17 protein-coding genes are annotated in these 18,355 nt (G+C 33.3%); 14 read left to right on the forward strand and 3 right to left on the reverse strand.

What is annotated here, in order from left to right; translation table 11 throughout:
• The 3 genes from ACIDC4_RS07015 to ACIDC4_RS07025 form a co-directional block, all read left to right on the forward strand.
• The coding region (locus ACIDC4_RS07015; RefSeq protein WP_488381132.1) for a hypothetical protein at positions 1-404 on the forward strand (404 nt) is incomplete at its 5' end.
• Complete coding sequence (locus ACIDC4_RS07020) at positions 394-1,161, forward strand: hypothetical protein (RefSeq protein ID WP_412044542.1); 768 nt, start codon at positions 394-396, stop codon at positions 1,159-1,161. The genes ACIDC4_RS07015 and ACIDC4_RS07020, both read left to right, overlap by 11 nt.
• A gap of 470 nt (positions 1,162-1,631) precedes the next feature.
• On the forward strand, positions 1,632-2,078 hold the full coding sequence (locus ACIDC4_RS07025; protein ID WP_412044541.1) for a GNAT family N-acetyltransferase: 447 nt from the start codon (positions 1,632-1,634) through the stop codon (positions 2,076-2,078).
• Between the two features lie 122 nt (positions 2,079-2,200).
• Here the strand turns inward: ACIDC4_RS07025 and ACIDC4_RS07030 are convergent, their stop codons facing one another.
• Both ACIDC4_RS07030 and ACIDC4_RS07035 read right to left on the reverse strand, forming a co-directional pair.
• Positions 2,201-2,986 (reverse strand): sulfite exporter TauE/SafE family protein, encoded by a 786-nt coding sequence (locus ACIDC4_RS07030; protein ID WP_412044540.1) that lies wholly within the window; start codon positions 2,984-2,986, stop codon positions 2,201-2,203.
• A 310-nt stretch (positions 2,987-3,296) separates the two neighbouring features.
• Complete coding sequence (locus tag ACIDC4_RS07035) at positions 3,297-3,938, reverse strand: Crp/Fnr family transcriptional regulator (protein WP_072963813.1); 642 nt, start codon at positions 3,936-3,938, stop codon at positions 3,297-3,299.
• A gap of 631 nt (positions 3,939-4,569) precedes the next feature.
• On the opposite strand from ACIDC4_RS07035, the gene ACIDC4_RS07040 reads away from it, so the two are divergent.
• The 6 genes from ACIDC4_RS07040 (at position 4,570) to ACIDC4_RS07065 (ending at position 10,538) form a co-directional block, all read left to right on the forward strand.
• A complete protein-coding gene (locus ACIDC4_RS07040; protein ID WP_055095772.1) occupies positions 4,570-4,881 on the forward strand; it encodes a rhodanese-like domain-containing protein in 312 nt (103 codons plus the stop codon).
• A gap of 78 nt (positions 4,882-4,959) precedes the next feature.
• Positions 4,960-6,540: an NADP-dependent glyceraldehyde-3-phosphate dehydrogenase gene (locus ACIDC4_RS07045; protein ID WP_412044539.1), complete on the forward strand. Its 1,581-nt coding sequence runs from the start codon at positions 4,960-4,962 to the stop codon at positions 6,538-6,540.
• 151 nt (positions 6,541-6,691) lie between these two features.
• Positions 6,692-7,303: a hypothetical protein gene (locus ACIDC4_RS07050; RefSeq protein WP_412044538.1), complete on the forward strand. Its 612-nt coding sequence runs from the start codon at positions 6,692-6,694 to the stop codon at positions 7,301-7,303.
• 172 nt (positions 7,304-7,475) lie between these two features.
• Complete coding sequence (locus ACIDC4_RS07055) at positions 7,476-9,347, forward strand: M1 family metallopeptidase (protein WP_412044537.1); 1,872 nt, start codon at positions 7,476-7,478, stop codon at positions 9,345-9,347.
• A 9-nt stretch (positions 9,348-9,356) separates the two neighbouring features.
• A complete protein-coding gene (locus ACIDC4_RS07060) occupies positions 9,357-9,749 on the forward strand; it encodes an ACT domain-containing protein (protein WP_230040487.1) in 393 nt (130 codons plus the stop codon).
• A 171-nt stretch (positions 9,750-9,920) separates the two neighbouring features.
• Positions 9,921-10,538, forward strand: coding sequence for a hypothetical protein (locus ACIDC4_RS07065; RefSeq protein ID WP_412044536.1), 618 nt, complete (start codon positions 9,921-9,923; stop codon positions 10,536-10,538).
• Positions 10,539-10,594: 56 nt separating this feature from the next.
• Here ACIDC4_RS07065 and ACIDC4_RS07070 read toward each other — a convergent pair whose 3' ends face one another.
• Positions 10,595-11,158, reverse strand: coding sequence for a hypothetical protein (locus ACIDC4_RS07070; protein ID WP_412044535.1), 564 nt, complete (start codon positions 11,156-11,158; stop codon positions 10,595-10,597).
• Positions 11,159-11,335: 177 nt separating this feature from the next.
• Here ACIDC4_RS07070 and ACIDC4_RS07075 point away from each other — a divergent pair, with 177 nt between their 5' ends.
• The 5 genes from ACIDC4_RS07075 (at position 11,336) to ACIDC4_RS07095 (ending at position 18,278) form a co-directional block, all read left to right on the forward strand.
• Positions 11,336-11,740, forward strand: a complete 405-nt coding sequence (locus ACIDC4_RS07075) for a GNAT family N-acetyltransferase (RefSeq protein ID WP_412044534.1) — start codon at positions 11,336-11,338, stop codon at positions 11,738-11,740.
• Between the two features lie 258 nt (positions 11,741-11,998).
• On the forward strand, positions 11,999-12,382 hold the full coding sequence (locus tag ACIDC4_RS07080; RefSeq protein ID WP_412044533.1) for a hypothetical protein: 384 nt from the start codon (positions 11,999-12,001) through the stop codon (positions 12,380-12,382).
• A 176-nt stretch (positions 12,383-12,558) separates the two neighbouring features.
• A complete protein-coding gene (locus ACIDC4_RS07085; RefSeq protein WP_412044532.1) occupies positions 12,559-13,641 on the forward strand; it encodes an efflux RND transporter periplasmic adaptor subunit in 1,083 nt (360 codons plus the stop codon).
• Positions 13,642-13,666: 25 nt separating this feature from the next.
• Positions 13,667-16,834 carry an efflux RND transporter permease subunit gene (locus ACIDC4_RS07090; protein WP_412044531.1) on the forward strand — a complete coding sequence of 1,056 codons (3,168 nt, stop codon included), beginning with the start codon at positions 13,667-13,669 and terminating at the stop codon, positions 16,832-16,834.
• The gene (locus ACIDC4_RS07095) at positions 16,827-18,278 is read left to right on the forward strand and encodes a TolC family protein (protein WP_412044530.1); all 1,452 of its coding nucleotides are present in this window, start codon (positions 16,827-16,829) and stop codon (positions 18,276-18,278) included. Before ACIDC4_RS07090 ends, ACIDC4_RS07095 begins: the two co-directional genes overlap by 8 nt.
• Positions 18,279-18,355: the final 77 nt, after the last annotated feature.

The raw sequence follows: 18,355 nt of genomic DNA on the forward strand, positions 1-18,355 counted from the left end.
ATAAGCATTTTGCCTATATAAAAACATCAATTAATTATCAAATAGAAGAGGATTCAGTAAAAGTAGAATCATTTTTCCATCCTTCCAGTTCATATGTTTATAAAAAGGATCTTTTTAGTAAGGAATTATTAACTCATGAGTTATATCATTTTAAGATAACAGAACTATTTTCCAGAATGATAAAGAAAAAAATTTTCGAATCTAAAAACAGAGATAATATTCAAATTGAAAACTTGATTAATGAGTTAAAAATCAAAGAAAGACAGTTTCAATTTAAGTATGATGATGATACTTTTCATAGCTATGTTTTTAGTGAACAAAAAAAGTATCAAAATGATATAGATAGTTTGTTAAATTTACACAGTAATTTTAAAAATCCCAAAGTTTATATAAATGAAAAATAATACAATTTTACTTTTTGCTTTTCTATTGTTATGTTTAGTTAGTTGTAAAGAAGAGAATAAATTTCCCCTTGAAAAAAAATATTGGGATGTTACAGATTATGATAACGTAATTAGAGAGGTTAAATACGGAACTAAACCAGATGAAAAATTACCAACATTTGATAATCCGGAAACTAAGCTTTTACTTGAGAAATTAACAGATCAGGAGAATTTTAAAGTTGTATTAGATGATAAAGAATTAGGGCTTAAACATAGAAATGAAATAGCGCAACAATTTTTTGATAAATGGAAAGATATGACTACCATTTATAATGCAATTGACAGGACAGATAAATATATTTATGAAAAAGAATATCTTGAGGTTTTTAATTTTGGATTAGGCTTACAATTAAGATATTTCAAACTTGGAAATGATGAAATTATTGAAAAGGCAGATGATCCAAACTCATTATCAGTACTAAATACGATAAATAGGAATACACAAACTCTTGTCAATAATATGATTATCTATTTGGATGAAATAAATAATGAAAAATCATATAGCGATGTAGGGTTGAATTTGATTGCTAATGGAATAAATGAGAATTTTACTGAATTAATTAATATTTATCCTGATTTTAATTACGATGATCTACTAGAAAAAGTTAATCTTATGTTGAAGAAAACAAAGTCTGAAAATATAAAACAATCATTGACAAAATTAAAACAACTTATTGAATCGAAAAAATCTACGAAAGTTGAACATTCTGAATTGTAGAATTTGATGCTTTAATTTTTTTTATTTAATTGCTTCGTTCATTCAATTTTGCGTGTGTTCTTGAAAGTATTGAAGCAATCTCCTTCTGGGATATCGGTTTTATGGATCGTACAATTTTTTTTAAACTAAAATTTCTAATTCACACAAGTTTGCGTTAGGGATAGAAGTGATATCCTTTTTCTTGCTTCTTTAGCAAGGAAAAGATATAGCGGATAGCCCGTTCGCCGCGGCGAAAACGTCCAAAATATAAAAATCCGTTTACTCTCAGGAATAAACGGATTTTTTCTCTCAATCAAAGTTCGAAACTTAAATAAGAATTGATTTACAGAAAAATCATTTGTCAATTTATTCATTATCAAAAGGTCTTTTTGACGTTGTAAATACTGGATGGTCTTGTTTTATATAAACTGGACTATAAGGGAGCTTGCTCTTTAGGATACTTTCGCTTTTTAATCAAAATATTTAAAACAATGAATTACCAAATCAAAAAAGCAAGTATTGAAGACCTTGACGAAGCAGCGGAACTTTTTAATCTGTACCGTGTTTTTTACCGTCAGGAATCTGATGTCGAAAAAGGAAAAGCATTTCTGAAAGAGCGATTATTAAACAATGAGTCGGATATTTTTTTAGCAATCGTGAACGAAAAAGCGGTTGGCTTTGTACAGCTCTACAAATTATTTCATTATACCAAATTGCAAAAACAATGGCTGTTAAGTGATCTTTTTGTACATCCTGATTATAGAGGCAAAGGACTTTCGGTAGCTTTAATTGACCGAAGTAAACAATGGTGTGAAGAAACAAATGCCTGTGGTTTGATGCTGGAAACCGAAAAAACAAATGATATAGGCAACACCTTATACCCGCGTTGTGGATTTGAATATGACGGATTGCATAATTATTACCATTGGTGGAAATAAAGAACAAAGAACAAAGAATAAAGAATGGGGAAGCAGTATTCGTTTCCCCATTTTTAATCTACAAATTAAAGTTATAAAAAAAATCTGCTGAATCTCCTAAATCTGCGAGAAACAAAAAAAACTTAAAACAAAACCTCTTTGGTAATAATATAAAAACCCATTACGAGTACAAACCAGCCAAAAAGTGGCTTGAGTTTCGTTCCGTCAATTTTTTTCGAAAGCTGACTCCCGATAATCATTCCGAAAAGCGCCATTGCTGAAACTCCCAATAAAAACGGATAATTTATGGGTGTGCCAATGTATAAATCGCCTCCAAAACCTATTGTCGAATTGATGGTAATAATCAGTAATGATGTTCCTACGGCTTGTTTCATGGGTAAATTAGCAAAAAATAACAAAGCAGGAATAATTAGAAATCCGCCGCCGGCGCCCAGAAATCCGGTGATGATCCCGACTATGAAACCTATTATGCTTAATTGAATATAATTGGTTTCGGTTGTTTTTATTTCGGGTTTATTTTTTCTAATCATGGAGATTGCTGCGGTGATCATCAAAACCGAAAAAATAATCATGATCAGAAAATCTTTCGAAACAGAATAGGAAGCGATAGAAAACAGGGTAGAGGCAATCTGCGGAAAAATAACTTCACGAATAATCAGAATCGAAATTACAGAAGGAATGGCAAAATACAATGCCGATTTTAGTTTTAGATTTCCCATTTTATAATGGCTGTAACTCCCAAACATAGCAGTTAATCCTACGATGAACAAAGAATAGGATGTGGCCTGCTCAGGATTTACCTTAAACAAATACACTAAAATAGGAATGGTTAAAATCGATCCGCCTCCGCCAATTAAGCCCAGCGAAATCCCAATAATAATCGAAGCAAAATAACCTAAATATTCCATTGCATTTGTTTTATGCAAAGGTGCTTGGATAAAAAGAAATCTACAGTAACATTTATCACATAAAAAAATAAACACAAATTTCACGAATTTGCACAAATTGATCTGTCAGTTCGAGCGAAGTCGAGAACCCGCAAAGCATTTCGACTTCGCTCAATGTGACAACTGTTGTCTTTAAATATTAATTTTACCATTAAGATATTAAGAAAGTTAAGCTTAGCTTTTTTATCTCTTAATGACTAAAAAGGGAATTAAGCAGCAAGCCTTAATTTTTCTTAATCTCTTAATGGTTAAAATAAAAAAAAACTTAGTGTTAATTCGTGAAATTCGTGTTTAATAACTCAATTTGATTGCGATTAAGTTTAACCAAACCTCGTTGTTCCATTTTTTTGAGCAATCTTGAAACGACCTCTCTTGAGGTATTTAGTTCAGTTGCGATTTCCTGGTGCGATAAATTAACTTCAGAACATCCGCAGGCATCAGAATGTCTTTTGAGATAAAATTCCAAACGCTCATCCATAGAACGGAAAGCGATATTGTCTACGACTTCGAGAACTTCCTCAAAACGGCTTCTATAGGTTTCAATTACAAATTCGTACCAGGTTCTGTGCTCCATCATCCATTTGTCCATCATTTGCAAGGGAATCATCATAACCGAAACATCTTCGACTACCTTGGCCATGATTTGGCTTTTCTCACTTTTGGCGGTACAAATCATCGAAATGGCACAGGCTTGTCCGGGTTGCAGGTAATACATTAAAAATTCGCCGCCATCTTCGCCCTCACGATAGATTTTGATTTTTCCTTTGGTGATCAAAACAGTGTTTTTTATGTATTGTCCGGTTCGCATTAAGATCGTTCCGGCTTCAAAATCTTGCAGACTTCCGTTTTCTTCAATCGTCGAAATGAGTTCGTTAGAAAAATTAGGAAATATATTTTTAAGTGAGTTTTGCATATGTTAATTGTGGTAATAATAGCCCACGGATTTTACGGTTTGAACTGTTTTTCACAGATATAATTTTAAAAAAATCAAGGATTGAATGTTTAAACACATAGAAACATAGCTTTTAGTAGCTCAAAAAAAGGCATTTCACTTGCATTAATGCACATAGCTATGTGTAAATAATGTGTTATTTATTTTGCTCTAAACTTAAAAAAATATACCTATGTTTCTATGTGTTTAAATTTTATTTTTTGCGACGAATTTCACGAATTAATTAATAAGAATTAGTGCAATTCGTGGCAAACAATTTTAATCATTCTAATCATTTTAATCTGTGGCAAAAAAATATTGGTGGCCAACTTTTTTTATCAAATTAAAATTAAAACATATAATTTTATACAAAGATAGCAGATTGAAATGGCATAAATTGTCAGAAAACTATATTTAAGATGCATTTTATGAAAATGAAAAAATCCTATTTTCTATCGATTTTATAGACTGTAATTTTAAAAATAGTAAGTAAATTTGTCTTTCACTGATTATAATACTTTCTCTAAAACGTTTTCTGAGAATAATAATCGAAATCGCATTGGGCACGTTTTTAATTAATAGAAACGTCGTAATTTTACAAAAAACAGATACTATGAATTTATCACAAGAAGATTGGGTTAATCAGCTTGCTGCTGACGAGAATGCAGTTATACTGGACGTAAGAACTGAAGACGAATTTAATGACGGTTATATCGAGAATGCCGTAAACATTGATATCAATAAAGGACAAGGTTTTATTTACGAAATCGAAGAACTGGATAAAAATAAAAATTACTATGTGTATTGCCGTTCTGGAGCCAGAAGTGCTAAAGCATGTCAGGTTATGAATGAGTTGGGTATAAATAATGCCTACAACCTGCTTGGTGGTATACTGGACTGGGAAGGCGAAACCATAAATCCATAAAAACAAAATGAAGAGGCGCAAAAAGCCTCTTTTTTCTTTTAATAAACTATTAATAACCAAACATAAAATTACCAGATTATGAGTTTAATACCGGAAGAATACCAGATTAAAACCCTTATAAACCAAGATACTTATCTTGTAAATGGCGAATTGAAACCTTGGACAGGACAAACTACTCCAGTATTTTCGACCATTTCATCTACAGAAAAATATACGCCAACATTATTGGGATCAATTCCGTTTATGGCTGAGAAGGAAGCTGCCGAAGTTGTTGAGGCTGCCAATGCTGCTTATAATAAAGGTCAGGGTTTATGGCCAACCATGAAGGTCGTAGACCGTATTAAATGCATGGAAAATTTCGTAACACAAATGAAAGAAACCCGCCAGGAAGTGGTGAAACTTTTGATGTGGGAAATTGGAAAAAATCTTGGAGATTCTGAAAAAGAATTTGACAGAACAGTAGAATATATTTACGATACTATTGCAAGTTATAAAGAACTAAACGGACGTAGTTCGCATTTTGAAAAAGTACAAGGTGTAAATGCGATGATTCGCCGCGGACCTCTGGGGGTTGTATTGTGTCTAGGACCATACAATTATCCTCTTAATGAAACTTTTTCATTGTTGATTCCAGCCTTAATTATGGGGAACACCGTAATCTTCAAACCTGCGAAACATGGTGTTTTATGTATTTCGCCATTGTTAGAAGCTTTCAGAAGCAGTTTTCCAAAAGGGGTTATCAATATTGTTTATGGTAGAGGCCGTGAAGTAGCTTCTCCTATCATGAAATCAGGAAAAATTGATGTTTTGGCATTAATTGGAAATAGTAAGTCTGCAATTGCTTTGCAGGATCAGCATCCAAATAAAAACAGATTACGTTTGATTTTAGGATTAGAGGCTAAAAACCCAGCGATTATATTACCGGATGCCGACTTAGATTTGGCAATTCAGGAGTGTATTGCAGGAAGTTTATCTTTCAATGGTCAGCGTTGTACGGCTTTAAAAGTATTATATGTACACGAATCTATTGTTGATGAATTTAACAAGCGCTTTGCTGAAAAAGTAGATGGTCTGGTATTTGGAAATCCATGGGAAAAAGGAGCTTCATTAACACCACTTCCTGAAACGGAGAAACCAAATTATATTCAGGGACTAATTGATGACGCTACTCATAAAGGAGCAAAAATATTAAATGAAAAAGGCGGAAAACATTCTGAGAATTATATTTTTCCAGCTGTTTTATATCCTGTAAACAAAGATATGCGTGTGTATCACGAAGAGCAATTTGGACCAGTAGTGCCAATTATTGCTTTTAAAGATATCAATGAGCCACTAGAAGATATGGCAGAGTCTAATTACGGACAACAAGTAAGTTTGTTTGGTAAAGATATCAAGACTTTAGCACCGCTTATTGACTCTTTAGTGAATTTAGTTTGTAGAGTAAACCTCAACAGTTCTTGCCAGAGAGGTCCGGACGCGTTCCCGTTTACAGGTCGTAAAGATTCTGCTGTAGGAACATTGAGTATTCCGGATGCATTACGTTCATTCTCAATCCGTACGTTTGTAGCTTCAAAAGATATCGCTTATAATAATGAAATTCTTCAGGAATTGCTAAATAGCAAAGAGTCGAATTTTATTAATACCGATTATATTTTGTAGCAATCAAGGTTATATATTAATTGTAGATGCCGTCTTTTTCTTTTTTAGAATTAGACGGTTTTTATTTTAATATAAAAAACGTATTTTCTTGTTAAATGATTTTATTGTATTATTTTTACTACTTTTTTAATTGATAAAAATGAAGTCAAAAATGAAAAAAATTACAATTATATTTCTTCTCTTATTCGCATTAAATTCCTGGTCTCAAAATGATCAAAAAATATGGCTTCAGGAAAATAAATATAATTTAGGATTATCTTACTTTCAGAAAAAGCAATACAATAAAGCGATTGAGCCTCTTTTATTTGCCTACAAAATAAATCCAGAATCGGAAATTGGAAAAAAGTCAAAAAATAAAATCGATTTACTTAAGCCTATTCTAAGAGAAAACCTGATTAATAAAATAATAGGGAAATGGAATCTAAATGGTAGCGAGCCAATCTGGACACGAAAAGATTTAAAAACTGCCAAACAAAATGATACTTTGATGGTAATTACCAATCAGGAAATTGCGTATTATGTCAAAAATATAAAAACAAAAGAAACAAGATTACTCAAAACAGATGAAATTAAATTTTATGATGGTTTTGATAATACTAATTCTGTGACAGAAATGATAAATTCAGAAAACGAATTATGGACTTTTATAGTAGATGAATCTTTAAATAGTCTTCGTCTAATTCATACCGGTAATGTAACTTCTTCAGGAAGAGAAATAATTGATATAGATAATAAAGAATCCTATTATATTAAAATTAAATAAGACAGGGCTGATAATTCTTGTTGTAACATTTGAAAACATCTTTTTCTTTTTAAGAATGAGATGTTTTTTTATTTTGAAATAACATATTTTCATACAGAATTGTAACTTTAAAACGAAAATAACCACTAATAATATAATTCGTATTCTATAAATCAAAATCCTGAGACCATTTATGAGAAATAAATCATTTCGATTACTGTTTATTGCCTTTTTATTTTTGGCACAAACTAGTTTCGCCCAAGAACTTTATATGCCCAGAAATATAAAAGAGGCTTACAAAAAAGGTACGCGTTCTATAGACGGAAAACCTGGAAAAAACTATTGGCAAAATCATGGAAAATATACCATGGATATTTCGGTAGATCCTAAAAAAAGACTTGTTAGCGGTACAGAAACAATCGTTTACGAAAATAATAGTAATGATACTTTAAGGAATTTAGTTGTTCGATTTGTAAATAATCTGCATAAACCATCTTCACCACGAAGCGGAACTGTAAGTGATGATTTTTTGAGTGATGGATTGACCATTACTTCCTTGAAAATTGAAGGTGAGATCTATAAAGAAGATGCAAGAAGCTGGGGTACGGTTGGGAATGTAAAAATGAAAAAAGGTATTCCTCCTCATTCTAAAGCTACAATTAATATCGATTGGAATTATCCTTTGTCTAAAGAAAGCGGAAGGGAAGGGCAAATTGATGAAACTACTTTTTTTGTAGCCTATAGTTATCCTCGTGTGAGTGTTTTTGATGATTACAACGGTTGGGACAGATTGCCACATACAGATCGTCAGGAATTTTATAATGATTTTAATGACTATGTATTTTCTGTAAAAGCACCTAAAAATTATGTGGTGTATGCAACGGGAGATTTCTTAAATCCTGACGAAGTTTTGCAACCCGAGTTTGCCGCGCGTTTGAAAAAATCATATCTAGCAGATGAAATTTTACATATTGCAAACGAGACTGAACTAAAAAGCGGATTAGTAACCAAACAAAATGAATGGAATGTATGGAAATTCGAAGCGAAGAATATCTCAGATGTTTGTTTTGGGTTAAGTGATCACTATTTATGGGATGCCAGCAGTGTTGTGGTTGATAAAAAAACAAATCGCCGCGCGAGTGTTCAGGCAGCCTATGATATAAAAGGAACCGATTTTGTAAATTCGGTAAAAAACAATCAATATGCTTTAGACTTCTTTTCGAACAATTGGCCGGGAGTACCGTATCCGTTTTCTAAAATGACTGCTTTTCAGGGTTTTGCCGATATGGAATACCCTATGATGTGTAACGATTCTCAAATGGGAGATCCTGTTTTTGCACAATTGGTGCAGGATCATGAAGTAGCACATACTTATTTTCCGTTTTATATGGGAATCAACGAAACGCGTTATGCTTTTATGGATGAAGGCTGGGCAACGACTTTTGAATACTTAATTGGAATTGCAGAACACGGAAAAGAAGCTGCCGATAAATTTTATAAAGAATTTAGAGTTCAGAATTATATCAAAGATGCATCTACAGAAGAAGATCAACCTATAATTTCGATGTCTACACAGGTTTCAGGTGCCGGATACGGAAATAATTCATATGGAAAAGCTTCTCTTTCTTATCTGGCTTTAAAAGATATGCTGGGTGATGATTTGTTCAAAAAATCATTGCACGAGTATATGGATACCTGGAATGGTAAACATCCAATTCCGTGGGACTATTTTAATTCGATGAATACAGCCTCTGGACAAAATCTGAATTGGTTTTTTAATAACTGGTTTTTTACGAATAATTACATAGATCTTTCAGTCAAAAATGTTGCTAAGAATGTAGTTTCAGTAGAAAACGTTGGTGGTTTTGCAGTTCCTTTTGATGTAAATGTTGTTTATGCAGATAATTCGACAGAAACTATACATCAGACTCCGGAAATCTGGAAAACCAATCAAAAAAGAGCCACTATTGCATTAAAAAATAAAAAACAAATCAAGCAAGTATCTTTAGACGGCGGTATTTTTATGGATGCCACGCCATCGAATAATACTTTGATTGTAAACTAATATGTAACCATGTCGGGAGAAAAAGATTTAGAAATATTGCTTAAAAGTATGAAACCGGAACACGTTTCAGGTGATTATGTTTTTTGTAAAGTAGAGAAATTTGAAAATCTGGATTTGAATAACGTTGTAATGTTATTCAAAGAAAAAGAAGCCATTACATTAATTCTAAAAAAAGAAATCGCCGATCAATTACAATTAGATTATTCGGTTGTAATGTCCTGGATAACGCTTACAGTACATTCTTCATTAGAAGCTGTTGGTCTTACGGCGGCATTTTCGAAAGCGCTTTCAGAGCAAGGAATCAGTTGTAATGTTGTTGCGGCATATTATCATGATCATATTTTTGTTAATCAAAAAGATGTGGAAAAAGCAATGGAGATTTTACATTCATTTTCGGTTTAAGTTAGTCCTGCTTACTTTATTCCTACCTATTAAAAGAGAGAATCTAGCTATTTAGATTCTCTCTTTTTTACTTAATGCAGGAAAGTTTTTGGTAAAAAAAATAAGAAATGCGGTAAAAGTTTTAGAATTAAAAAACTAGGTTTGCAAAAAAAATAAAACCTACTACAAAAAATGAAAAAACTTTTACTCTTAATTGTTTTATTAATTGTCTCTAAAACAATTGCTCAAAACGATTCTAAAACTGCATTTCAAAAAAGCCGATACGAATTAGCTGTTTCGTATTATAAAAAAGCTGATTTTAAAAAAGCCCTTGATTTATTTCACCTTGCTTCCAAAATTAAACCTGATACCGAAATTGCTAAAGAATCCATTCAAAAAGTAGATACTTTGAAAACTGTTTTGAGAGAGGCTATTTTAACTCAGGCTTTAGGAACCTGGAAAATGAACGGAGATAAACCGGTTTGGGCGTCTAATCAAAATGAAAAAAGTGTAGAAAAAGATACTGAGGAATTTATAGCAATTATGCCAACTGAGATTTTATTTTATGAGAAGAATAAAAAGACGCAGGAAAAGAAAATAATCAAAACAGAACCTTTGGTTTATTATAACCAACAAGAATCTGATGCATTATTCTCGGATGTAATTTTATCAGATGGAACAATATGGAATTGTTCGATTAATGAAAAATCAGATGAACTTCGTGTAATAAATGTCGGTAAAACAAGCGATAACGGTGTTGAGAAAATAGAAAACAATAACATAGAACGTTTTTATGTTAAAGTAAAATAAGAAGAAAGGGGAATCTAAAATAATCAGATTCCCTTTTTTTATGTTTAATTTCTTTTTTATAAAAACTTAAAACCAAGCGAAATATTAGAAACCGCAGTTTTTACATTTCTGCCCGAAGGATCAAGATCTGTAACTCCGGCGAGATACCTGTAATCTAAAGTCAATTTCCATAAATCAACACCAACTCCGCCAAGAATGCTGCTGTTATTTTTTTCAAAAGCAATATAATTCAAGCTGTTATTGGCTTTAATATCAGAGTAACTTTTCCAGTTATATCCGGCAAAAATGCGAACATTACCCAGTTTTCCTAAAGGAACAACTTTAAAACCAATAAGAAGAGTTGCATCAGTTCCTGATAATTTATATTCAGTTTCTCCAATTCCGGTTTGCGAAAGACTAAATTCTGATTTAGCATAACCAAATTCTGCCTGTCCATAAAAAAGCAATAAATTTACCCGCGCAAATCCCGCAACGCCATATCCAGTTCCGGAGCTTTTAGAACTGAAATCATCCGTAAGCGGAGAAGTAATATTATAAGAAAACTGAGGTCCAAATTGTATCAATTGCGCAAAACCATTCGCACTAATACATAATAATGCTGCTAAAATGAACTTTTTCATAACTGGATTTATTTGTTTTTAGATAGCATAAAAATAAATATTATTACTTACAAAAGAATGATTTATCTTATTTATTTGAGGTATGTTTTTGATAGTGAGTAAAATATGGATTTAGTTAATTAGAAAAATAGGATTTGTAAATCCTGTAAATTTGTATAGTTGATGAAATAAATAATTATGGAGATAAAACCAATTAGTGCCTCGCAAACCTGGCAAATAAGGCATGAAGTAATGTGGCCGGATCAGCCTTTTGAATTTGTACAACTAGAAGAAGATAATCTAGGATTGCATTTTGGTGTTTTTGATCATGAAAAACTAGTTTCGATCGTTTCGTGCTTTATTGTTAATGATGAAATGCAATTTAGAAAATTAGCCACTTTAGAAGAATTTCAGGGAAAAGGAATTGCTTCTCAGCTTCTAAACTATATTTTGGAGCTTGCAAAAGAAAAGAATTTGAACAAAATGTGGTGTAACGCCAGAACAAACAAAAAAACTTTTTATGAGAAATTAGGAATGAAAGATACTCATAAAACTTTTGTTAAAGCAAATCAGGAATTTACAATAATGGAAATTTCACTTTAAAAATATAAGCGGAATTATTGAATTAAAATAAACAATATCAAATAATTATGTTTTTGATGATTTTGAATAAGTAATCTTTTTCTTTCGTACGAGACTTATTTTTATTAAGGATTTTTAAGATAATTGAACATAAAAAAATAGCGATTTAATATATTTCGTAAATAAAAAATCAATGAAAACGTTTTCGTTTTTGTTAAATGTTAAAGCTTATAAAAAAATCTTTTTTTGTTTCGATACTTTGCTTACTTTCGCACCCAAATGAGAAAGTTAATAGTATTTTTAGTATTCATGAATTTGCTTCTGCTTGGCGGAGGGCAATATCTTAATGCGGGTACTCCTAAAAACTTTCACCATCATACTCTTGAGAAAAAGCACCGAGTGAAATTCACCAATCAGGATCAGGGCAGTTCAATCATTGAAGATGCCGATGTAGATCTTGAAGAAGAATATCTTGGAAGTGATGATCTTAAAGATGGACTTACGAATAAGTTTTTTGCAACAAACTACAGTTTACTTGACAATTGGTACCTTTCCTTTTCAAGTCAGACTATTGTAAATGATTACAATCGTTTTAAAATCTTCGTGCCATTCTATGGCCAGTCAAATCCTATTTACATTACCCAACAGGTTCTAAGAATTTGATTCAACAGTATACATCGGTTACCTAAGTTGTAATCCTGCATATCTTGTTGATGTATATTTTTTTTTACTTCTTCTTGTATGAAAGTTAAGTTATAACTAAGGCTGCCTGATGCATTTTTTCATCTAAAGGAATCACTGTATTCCAAGCATTCAATCGCTTAATTTCCATTAAAATCATGAAAAGAATTATCTTGTTCACAGGCTTATTTGCCCTTGTGTGCCTTACTAGTTGTACAACTAAAAAAGAAGAAAAAGAAGAAGCAGAAAAATTCACGGTGACCAATCCGGTTAGAATTGATACTTCGTTTACGAAGGAGTATGTTTCGCAAATTAAATCTGTTCGAAATATCGAACTTCGAGCCCAGGAAAAAGGGTTTCTACAAAATATTTATGTTGATGAGGGACAGTTTGTAAAAAAAGGACAGCTGTTGTTTAAAATTATGCCAAACATGTATCAGGCTGAATTGCTTAAAGCACAGGCTGAACAAAAATCAGTAGAAATTGAATTGCAAAATTCTAAATTACTGGCAGATAAAAATATCGTTTCTAAAAACGAATTAAGTGTGGCTCAGGCAAAACTGCAATCAGCAAAAGCTGAGGTTGCATTGGCAAAACTTCACTTATCATTTACTGAAATCAGAGCTCCGTTTGACGGAACTATCGACCGTATCCCTTTAAAATTAGGAAGTCTTATCGACGAAGGCGAATTATTGACAAGTCTTTCAGACAACAGTCAGATGTTTGCTTACTTCAATGTATCAGAACCTGAATATCTACAATACCAAACAGACGTAAAAGATCGTGCTGACAATAAAGTTAGCCTTGTTTTAGCGAATGGAGATATTTTTAAAGAAAAAGGAAACGTAGAAGTTATCGAAAGTGAATTTAATAATGAAACTGGAAATATTGCATTTAGAGCAAGATTCCCTAATTCAGCAAAATTACTTAGAAACGGCGAAACAGGACAAGTTCAAATGTTAGTTCCTCTTAAAAATGCTATCGTAATTCCGCAAAAAGCGACTTACGAAATTCAGGATAAAAAATATGTTTTTGTTGTTGATAAAAACAATAAAGTAACGTCAAGAGAAATTACAATTACAGGCGAAATACCTGATTTGTACGTGATTAAAACCGGACTTACTGAGAACGACAAGATTTTACTTGAAGGAGTTCAGAAAGTAAAAGAAAACGATAAAATTAAATTCGAATACCAAGCTCCTCAAACGGTTATCAATCATTTGCGCGTAAAAGCAGAATAGGTTTAATCATTAAAAAAATATAAAAATGTTTAATAAATTTATTCAAAGACCTGTATTGTCGATAGTAATATCGCTTATAATTGTCTTTTTAGGAATATTGTCGGTGTTGAATTTACCAATTACCCAGTTTCCTTCCATCTCTCCTCCGATGGTAAACGTTACAGCAGATTACCCTGGATCGAATGGAGAGCTAATGATTAAATCAGTAGTTATTCCGTTAGAAAGAGCCCTAAATGGAGTTCCCGGAATGAAATATATGACTTCTGATGCAGGAAATGATGGTGAAGCAAGTATTCAGGTTGTATTTAATTTGGGTACAGATCCTAATCAGGCTGCAATTAATGTTCAAAACCGTGTAGCTTCTGTTACAAATAAACTTCCTCCATTGGTAGTTCGAGAAGGTGTAAAAATTACTCGTGAAGTTCCGAGTATGTTAATGTACGTGAATCTTTATAGTACGGATAAAAATACCGATATGAAGTTCTTGTACAATTATGCTGATATCAACGTATTATCTGAACTAAAAAGGGTAAACGGTATTGGATCAGGAGATATCTTGGGAACACGTGAATATGCTATGCGTATCTGGTTAAAACCTGATCGTATGTTAGCTTATAAAATTTCTGCAGATGAGATCATGGAGGCTTTATCAAGTCAGAGTTTAGAAGCTTCGCCTGGTAAAACAGGAGAAAGTTCCGGTAAGCGTTCTCAGGCATTTGAATATGTATTGAAATATTCAGGGCGTTTTACAACCAAAGAACAATACGAGAATATTGTGGTAAAATCAAATGCTAACGGGGAACTTTTACGTTTGAAAGATGTTGCCAAAGTAGAATTTGGAAGCTCGATGTATGATATTTATTCGAACTTAAACGGAAGACCATCGGCAGCGATTGTATTAAAACAGTCTTTTGGTAGTAATGCGAATCAGGTTATTGAAGACGTAAAAGCTAAACTGGAAAAGATCAAGCAAAAATTTCCAAAAGGAATGGATTATGAAATTTCTTATGACGTTTCTAAATTCCTTGATGCTTCTATCGAAAAAGTAATTCACACTTTAGTCGAGGCATTTATTCTGGTTGGTTTGGTTGTCTTTCTTTTCTTAGGCGATTGGCGTTCTACAATTATTCCGGCTATTGCAGTACCGGTTTCCCTGATAGGAACTTTTATTTTCATGACTTTCTTTGATATTTCATTGAACTTAATTACGCTATTTGCTTTGGTATTAGCAATTGGAGTCGTCGTCGATGATGCGATTGTAGTTATCGAAGCCGTTCACGCCAAGATGGAAGAGGAACATCTTTCTCCGCTTAAAGCGACCAAAAAAGCGATGCACGAAATTGCAGGAGCTATTGTTGCGATTACATTCTTAATGGCTGCGGTATTTATTCCGGTTGCTTTTATGTCAGGTCCTGTTGGAGTTTTCTACAGACAGTTCTCGATCACGATGGCAACAGCAATTATACTTTCGGGTATTGTGGCTTTGACTTTGACACCAGCACTTTGTGCAATGATGTTAAAAAACAATCACGCTACACCTAAAAAGAGAACACCTGTAAATAGATTTATTGATGGTTTTAACAACAAGTTTAATCTTGCACAAGGAAAATACCAAAATGTACTAGGTAAAATTGTAAACAGAAGAGCCGTTACTATTATTGCCCTTTTAGTTTTTTGTGCCGGAACATGGTTAATTAGCAGCACAGTTCCTTCAGGGTTTATCCCAAATGAGGATCAGGGAATGTTTTATGCTATTATACAAACGCCTCCGGGTTCATCATTAGAAAGAACAAATAATATTGCTGAGAAATTACAAAAAATAGCCGAAACGGTAGACGGAGTAAAATCGGTTTCTTCATTGGCAGGTTATGAAATTTTGACAGAGGGAACGGGATCTAATGCCGGAACATGTTTGATCAACTTAAAAGACTGGAGCGATCGTAAACAATCTGTACAGGAAGTTATGACCGAACTGGAAGAAAAATCAAAAGATATTCCAGGAGCCAACATCGAGTTTTTCCAGCCGCCTGCAGTACCCGGATATGGAGCAGCAGGAGGATTTGAGCTTCGTTTACTGGACAAAACAGGTTCTGGTGATTTCAAAAAAATGGAAGCTGTTAATAAAGAGTTTGTAGAAGAACTGAACAAACGTCCGGAATTATCGAATGTGTTTAGTTTCTTTAGTGCGAGTTTCCCTCAATATATGATGAAAGTCGACAATGATCTGGCACAGCAAAAAGGTGTTTCTATCGAAAATGCCATGAATACTTTGTCAACTCTTGTAGGTAGTAACTATGAAATTAGTTTTATTAAATACGGAATTAATTATAAAGTTATCGTTCAGGCATCTCCTGAATATCGTGCTCAGCCGGATGATATTTTAAAACTTTATGTTAAAAATAATCGTGACGAAATGGTTCCTTTTTCGGCCTTTATGAAATTAGAAAAAGTGTACGGTCTTTCAGAAATTACGAGACATAACATGTACAATTCTACTGAAATTAGTGGTGGCCCCGCTGTTGGATATAGTTCAGGTACCGCTATTAAAGTAATTCAGGAAGTTGCAGAGAAAAAATTACCAAGAGGGTATGATATTGACTGGGCAGGTATTTCTGCAGATGAGGTAGCTCAGGGTAATCAGGCGATTTGGGTATTCATGATCTGTTTAGGATTCGTATACCTTGTATTAGCGGCTCAATATGAGAGTTTTATTTTGCCATTATCTGTAATTCTTTCTTTACCGGCAGGTATTTTTGGAGCTTTCTTATTGCTGAAATTAACAGGATTAGAAAACAACATCTACGCTCAGGTAGCGATGGTAATGCTTATTGGTTTACTAGGTAAAAATGCCGTACTGATTGTAGAGTTTGCGATACAGCGACATGCAGCAGGAAGATCAGTACTTGAAGCCGCAATGGAGGGAGCGAAAGCGAGGTTCCGTCCTATTTTGATGACTTCATTTGCTTTTATTGCGGGATTATTGCCACTTGCTTTTGCTAGTGGTCCGGGTAAAATTGGTAACAGAACCATTGGTACTGCAGCTGCCGGAGGTATGCTTATAGGTACTATTTGTGGGGTATTTGTAATTCCGGGCTTGTATTTCATTTTTGCTAAAATTGCAGAAAAGCATAAACTGGTAAAAAATGAAGAAGAAAATCCATTAACAGAAGAAATTGATGATAACCATGTATAAATTCAAATCATATCAATATGGTATTGCGTTAGGTATATGTCTTACGGTTGCAGGGTGTAAAGCCCCTGCGCCTGAGACAGCACCTACAACCAGTACACCAGTTCCTGAATCGTTTGGTACAACAACCCAAACTCAGGACGCAAACAATAATACCTCAGCTTTAGTCTGGAAAGATTACTTTAAAGATCAAAATCTGGTTGATTTAATTGATGTTGCCCTGAAAAACAATCAGGAATTAAATATCACTTTACAGGAAATTGAAATTGCTAAAAATGATATTCGTGTAAAAAAAGGACTTTTATTACCAACAGTTGGTGTTCGCGCCGGAGCTGGAGTAGAAAAAGTAGGTAGATATACCAGTCAGGGTGCGGGTGATGCTACTACCGAAATTAAACCCGGAATAGAAACTCCTGATCCGTTGGGAGATTTTACCATTTCGGCTTACGCCAATTGGGAAGTGGATATCTGGAAAAAACTACGCAATTCTAAAAAAGCGGCATTAAACAGATATTTGGCTACAGTTGAAGGTAAAAACTTTGTGATTACCAACCTTATTGCTGAAGTTGCCGATTCTTATTACGAATTATTGGCCTTAGATACGCAGTTGGATATTGTAAAACAAACAATCAAATTGCAGACCAATGCTTTGGAGATTGTAAAAATCCAAAAGCAAGCTGCAAGAGCAACAGAACTTGGGGTTAAGAAATTTGAAGCAGAGGTCTTGACTTCTCAAAGCTTGGAGTTTGGAATTTTGCAGCAAATCAAAGAAACAGAGAATAAAATCAACTTTTTGTTGGGTAGATATCCTCAGGAAATCAAGAGAACAAATGCTAACAACTTTTTAAGTTTACTGCCGGCTGCTGTAAGTTCAGGAATTCCTTCTCAATTATTGGCGAATCGTCCTGATGTAAAACAAGCCGAATTAGAATTGGTAGCTTCAAAATTAGATGTAAAAGTAGCCCGCGCTGAGTTTTATCCATCATTGGATATTTCGGCAGCATTTGGAGTGCAAGCTTTTAAACCTGCTTATTTGTTTACGTTTCCGGAATCTATTTTATACTCGTTAGCGGGAGATCTTGCTGCACCACTGATCAACAGAAATGCGATCAAAGCAGAATTTGCAAGTGCAAATGCAAGACAACTTCAGGCGTTGTACAATTACGATCGTACGGTTTTGAATGCTTATTTAGAAGTTTCGAACCAACTTTCTAAAATCGAAAATCTTCAAAAAGGTTATGATCTTAAATCGAAACAAGTAGATGCTTTAAATACTTCTATTGATGTTTCAAACGATTTGTTTAAATCAGCGAGAGTAGATTATTTCGAAGTGTTGATGACACAACGTGATGCATTAGAAGCAAAATTAGAATTGGTTGATACCAAAAAAGAACAACTAAATGCTGCTGTCCATGTTTACAGAGACTTAGGCGGCGGATGGAAATAATATTGCCTGTTAATTTGTAGAAGAAAAGAAGCTGTCCCATTACTGAGGCAGCTTCTTTTTTATTTTATAAAAAATCT

Origin of the sequence: Flavobacterium sp. C3NV (genome assembly GCF_046825355.2) — a bacterium.
Lineage (GTDB): Bacteria > Bacteroidota > Bacteroidia > Flavobacteriales > Flavobacteriaceae > Flavobacterium.

What these genes read in the sequence shown, in the direction of transcription:
- ACIDC4_RS07020 (WP_412044542.1), top strand. Translation starts at nt 394, where the DNA reads ATGAAAAATAATACAATTTTACTTTTTGCTTTTCTATTGTTATGTTTA.
- ACIDC4_RS07025 (WP_412044541.1), top strand. Translation starts at nt 1,632, where the DNA reads ATGAATTACCAAATCAAAAAAGCAAGTATTGAAGACCTTGACGAAGCA.
- ACIDC4_RS07030 (WP_412044540.1), bottom strand. Translation starts at nt 2,986, where the DNA reads ATGGAATATTTAGGTTATTTTGCTTCGATTATTATTGGGATTTCGCTG.
- ACIDC4_RS07035 (WP_072963813.1), bottom strand. Translation starts at nt 3,938, where the DNA reads ATGCAAAACTCACTTAAAAATATATTTCCTAATTTTTCTAACGAACTC.
- ACIDC4_RS07040 (WP_055095772.1), top strand. Translation starts at nt 4,570, where the DNA reads ATGAATTTATCACAAGAAGATTGGGTTAATCAGCTTGCTGCTGACGAG.
- ACIDC4_RS07045 (WP_412044539.1), top strand. Translation starts at nt 4,960, where the DNA reads ATGAGTTTAATACCGGAAGAATACCAGATTAAAACCCTTATAAACCAA.
- ACIDC4_RS07050 (WP_412044538.1), top strand. Translation starts at nt 6,692, where the DNA reads ATGAAAAAAATTACAATTATATTTCTTCTCTTATTCGCATTAAATTCC.
- ACIDC4_RS07055 (WP_412044537.1), top strand. Translation starts at nt 7,476, where the DNA reads ATGAGAAATAAATCATTTCGATTACTGTTTATTGCCTTTTTATTTTTG.
- ACIDC4_RS07060 (WP_230040487.1), top strand. Translation starts at nt 9,357, where the DNA reads ATGTCGGGAGAAAAAGATTTAGAAATATTGCTTAAAAGTATGAAACCG.
- ACIDC4_RS07065 (WP_412044536.1), top strand. Translation starts at nt 9,921, where the DNA reads ATGAAAAAACTTTTACTCTTAATTGTTTTATTAATTGTCTCTAAAACA.
- ACIDC4_RS07070 (WP_412044535.1), bottom strand. Translation starts at nt 11,158, where the DNA reads ATGAAAAAGTTCATTTTAGCAGCATTATTATGTATTAGTGCGAATGGT.
- ACIDC4_RS07075 (WP_412044534.1), top strand. Translation starts at nt 11,336, where the DNA reads ATGGAGATAAAACCAATTAGTGCCTCGCAAACCTGGCAAATAAGGCAT.
- ACIDC4_RS07080 (WP_412044533.1), top strand. Translation starts at nt 11,999, where the DNA reads ATGAGAAAGTTAATAGTATTTTTAGTATTCATGAATTTGCTTCTGCTT.
- ACIDC4_RS07085 (WP_412044532.1), top strand. Translation starts at nt 12,559, where the DNA reads ATGAAAAGAATTATCTTGTTCACAGGCTTATTTGCCCTTGTGTGCCTT.
- ACIDC4_RS07090 (WP_412044531.1), top strand. Translation starts at nt 13,667, where the DNA reads ATGTTTAATAAATTTATTCAAAGACCTGTATTGTCGATAGTAATATCG.
- ACIDC4_RS07095 (WP_412044530.1), top strand. Translation starts at nt 16,827, where the DNA reads ATGTATAAATTCAAATCATATCAATATGGTATTGCGTTAGGTATATGT.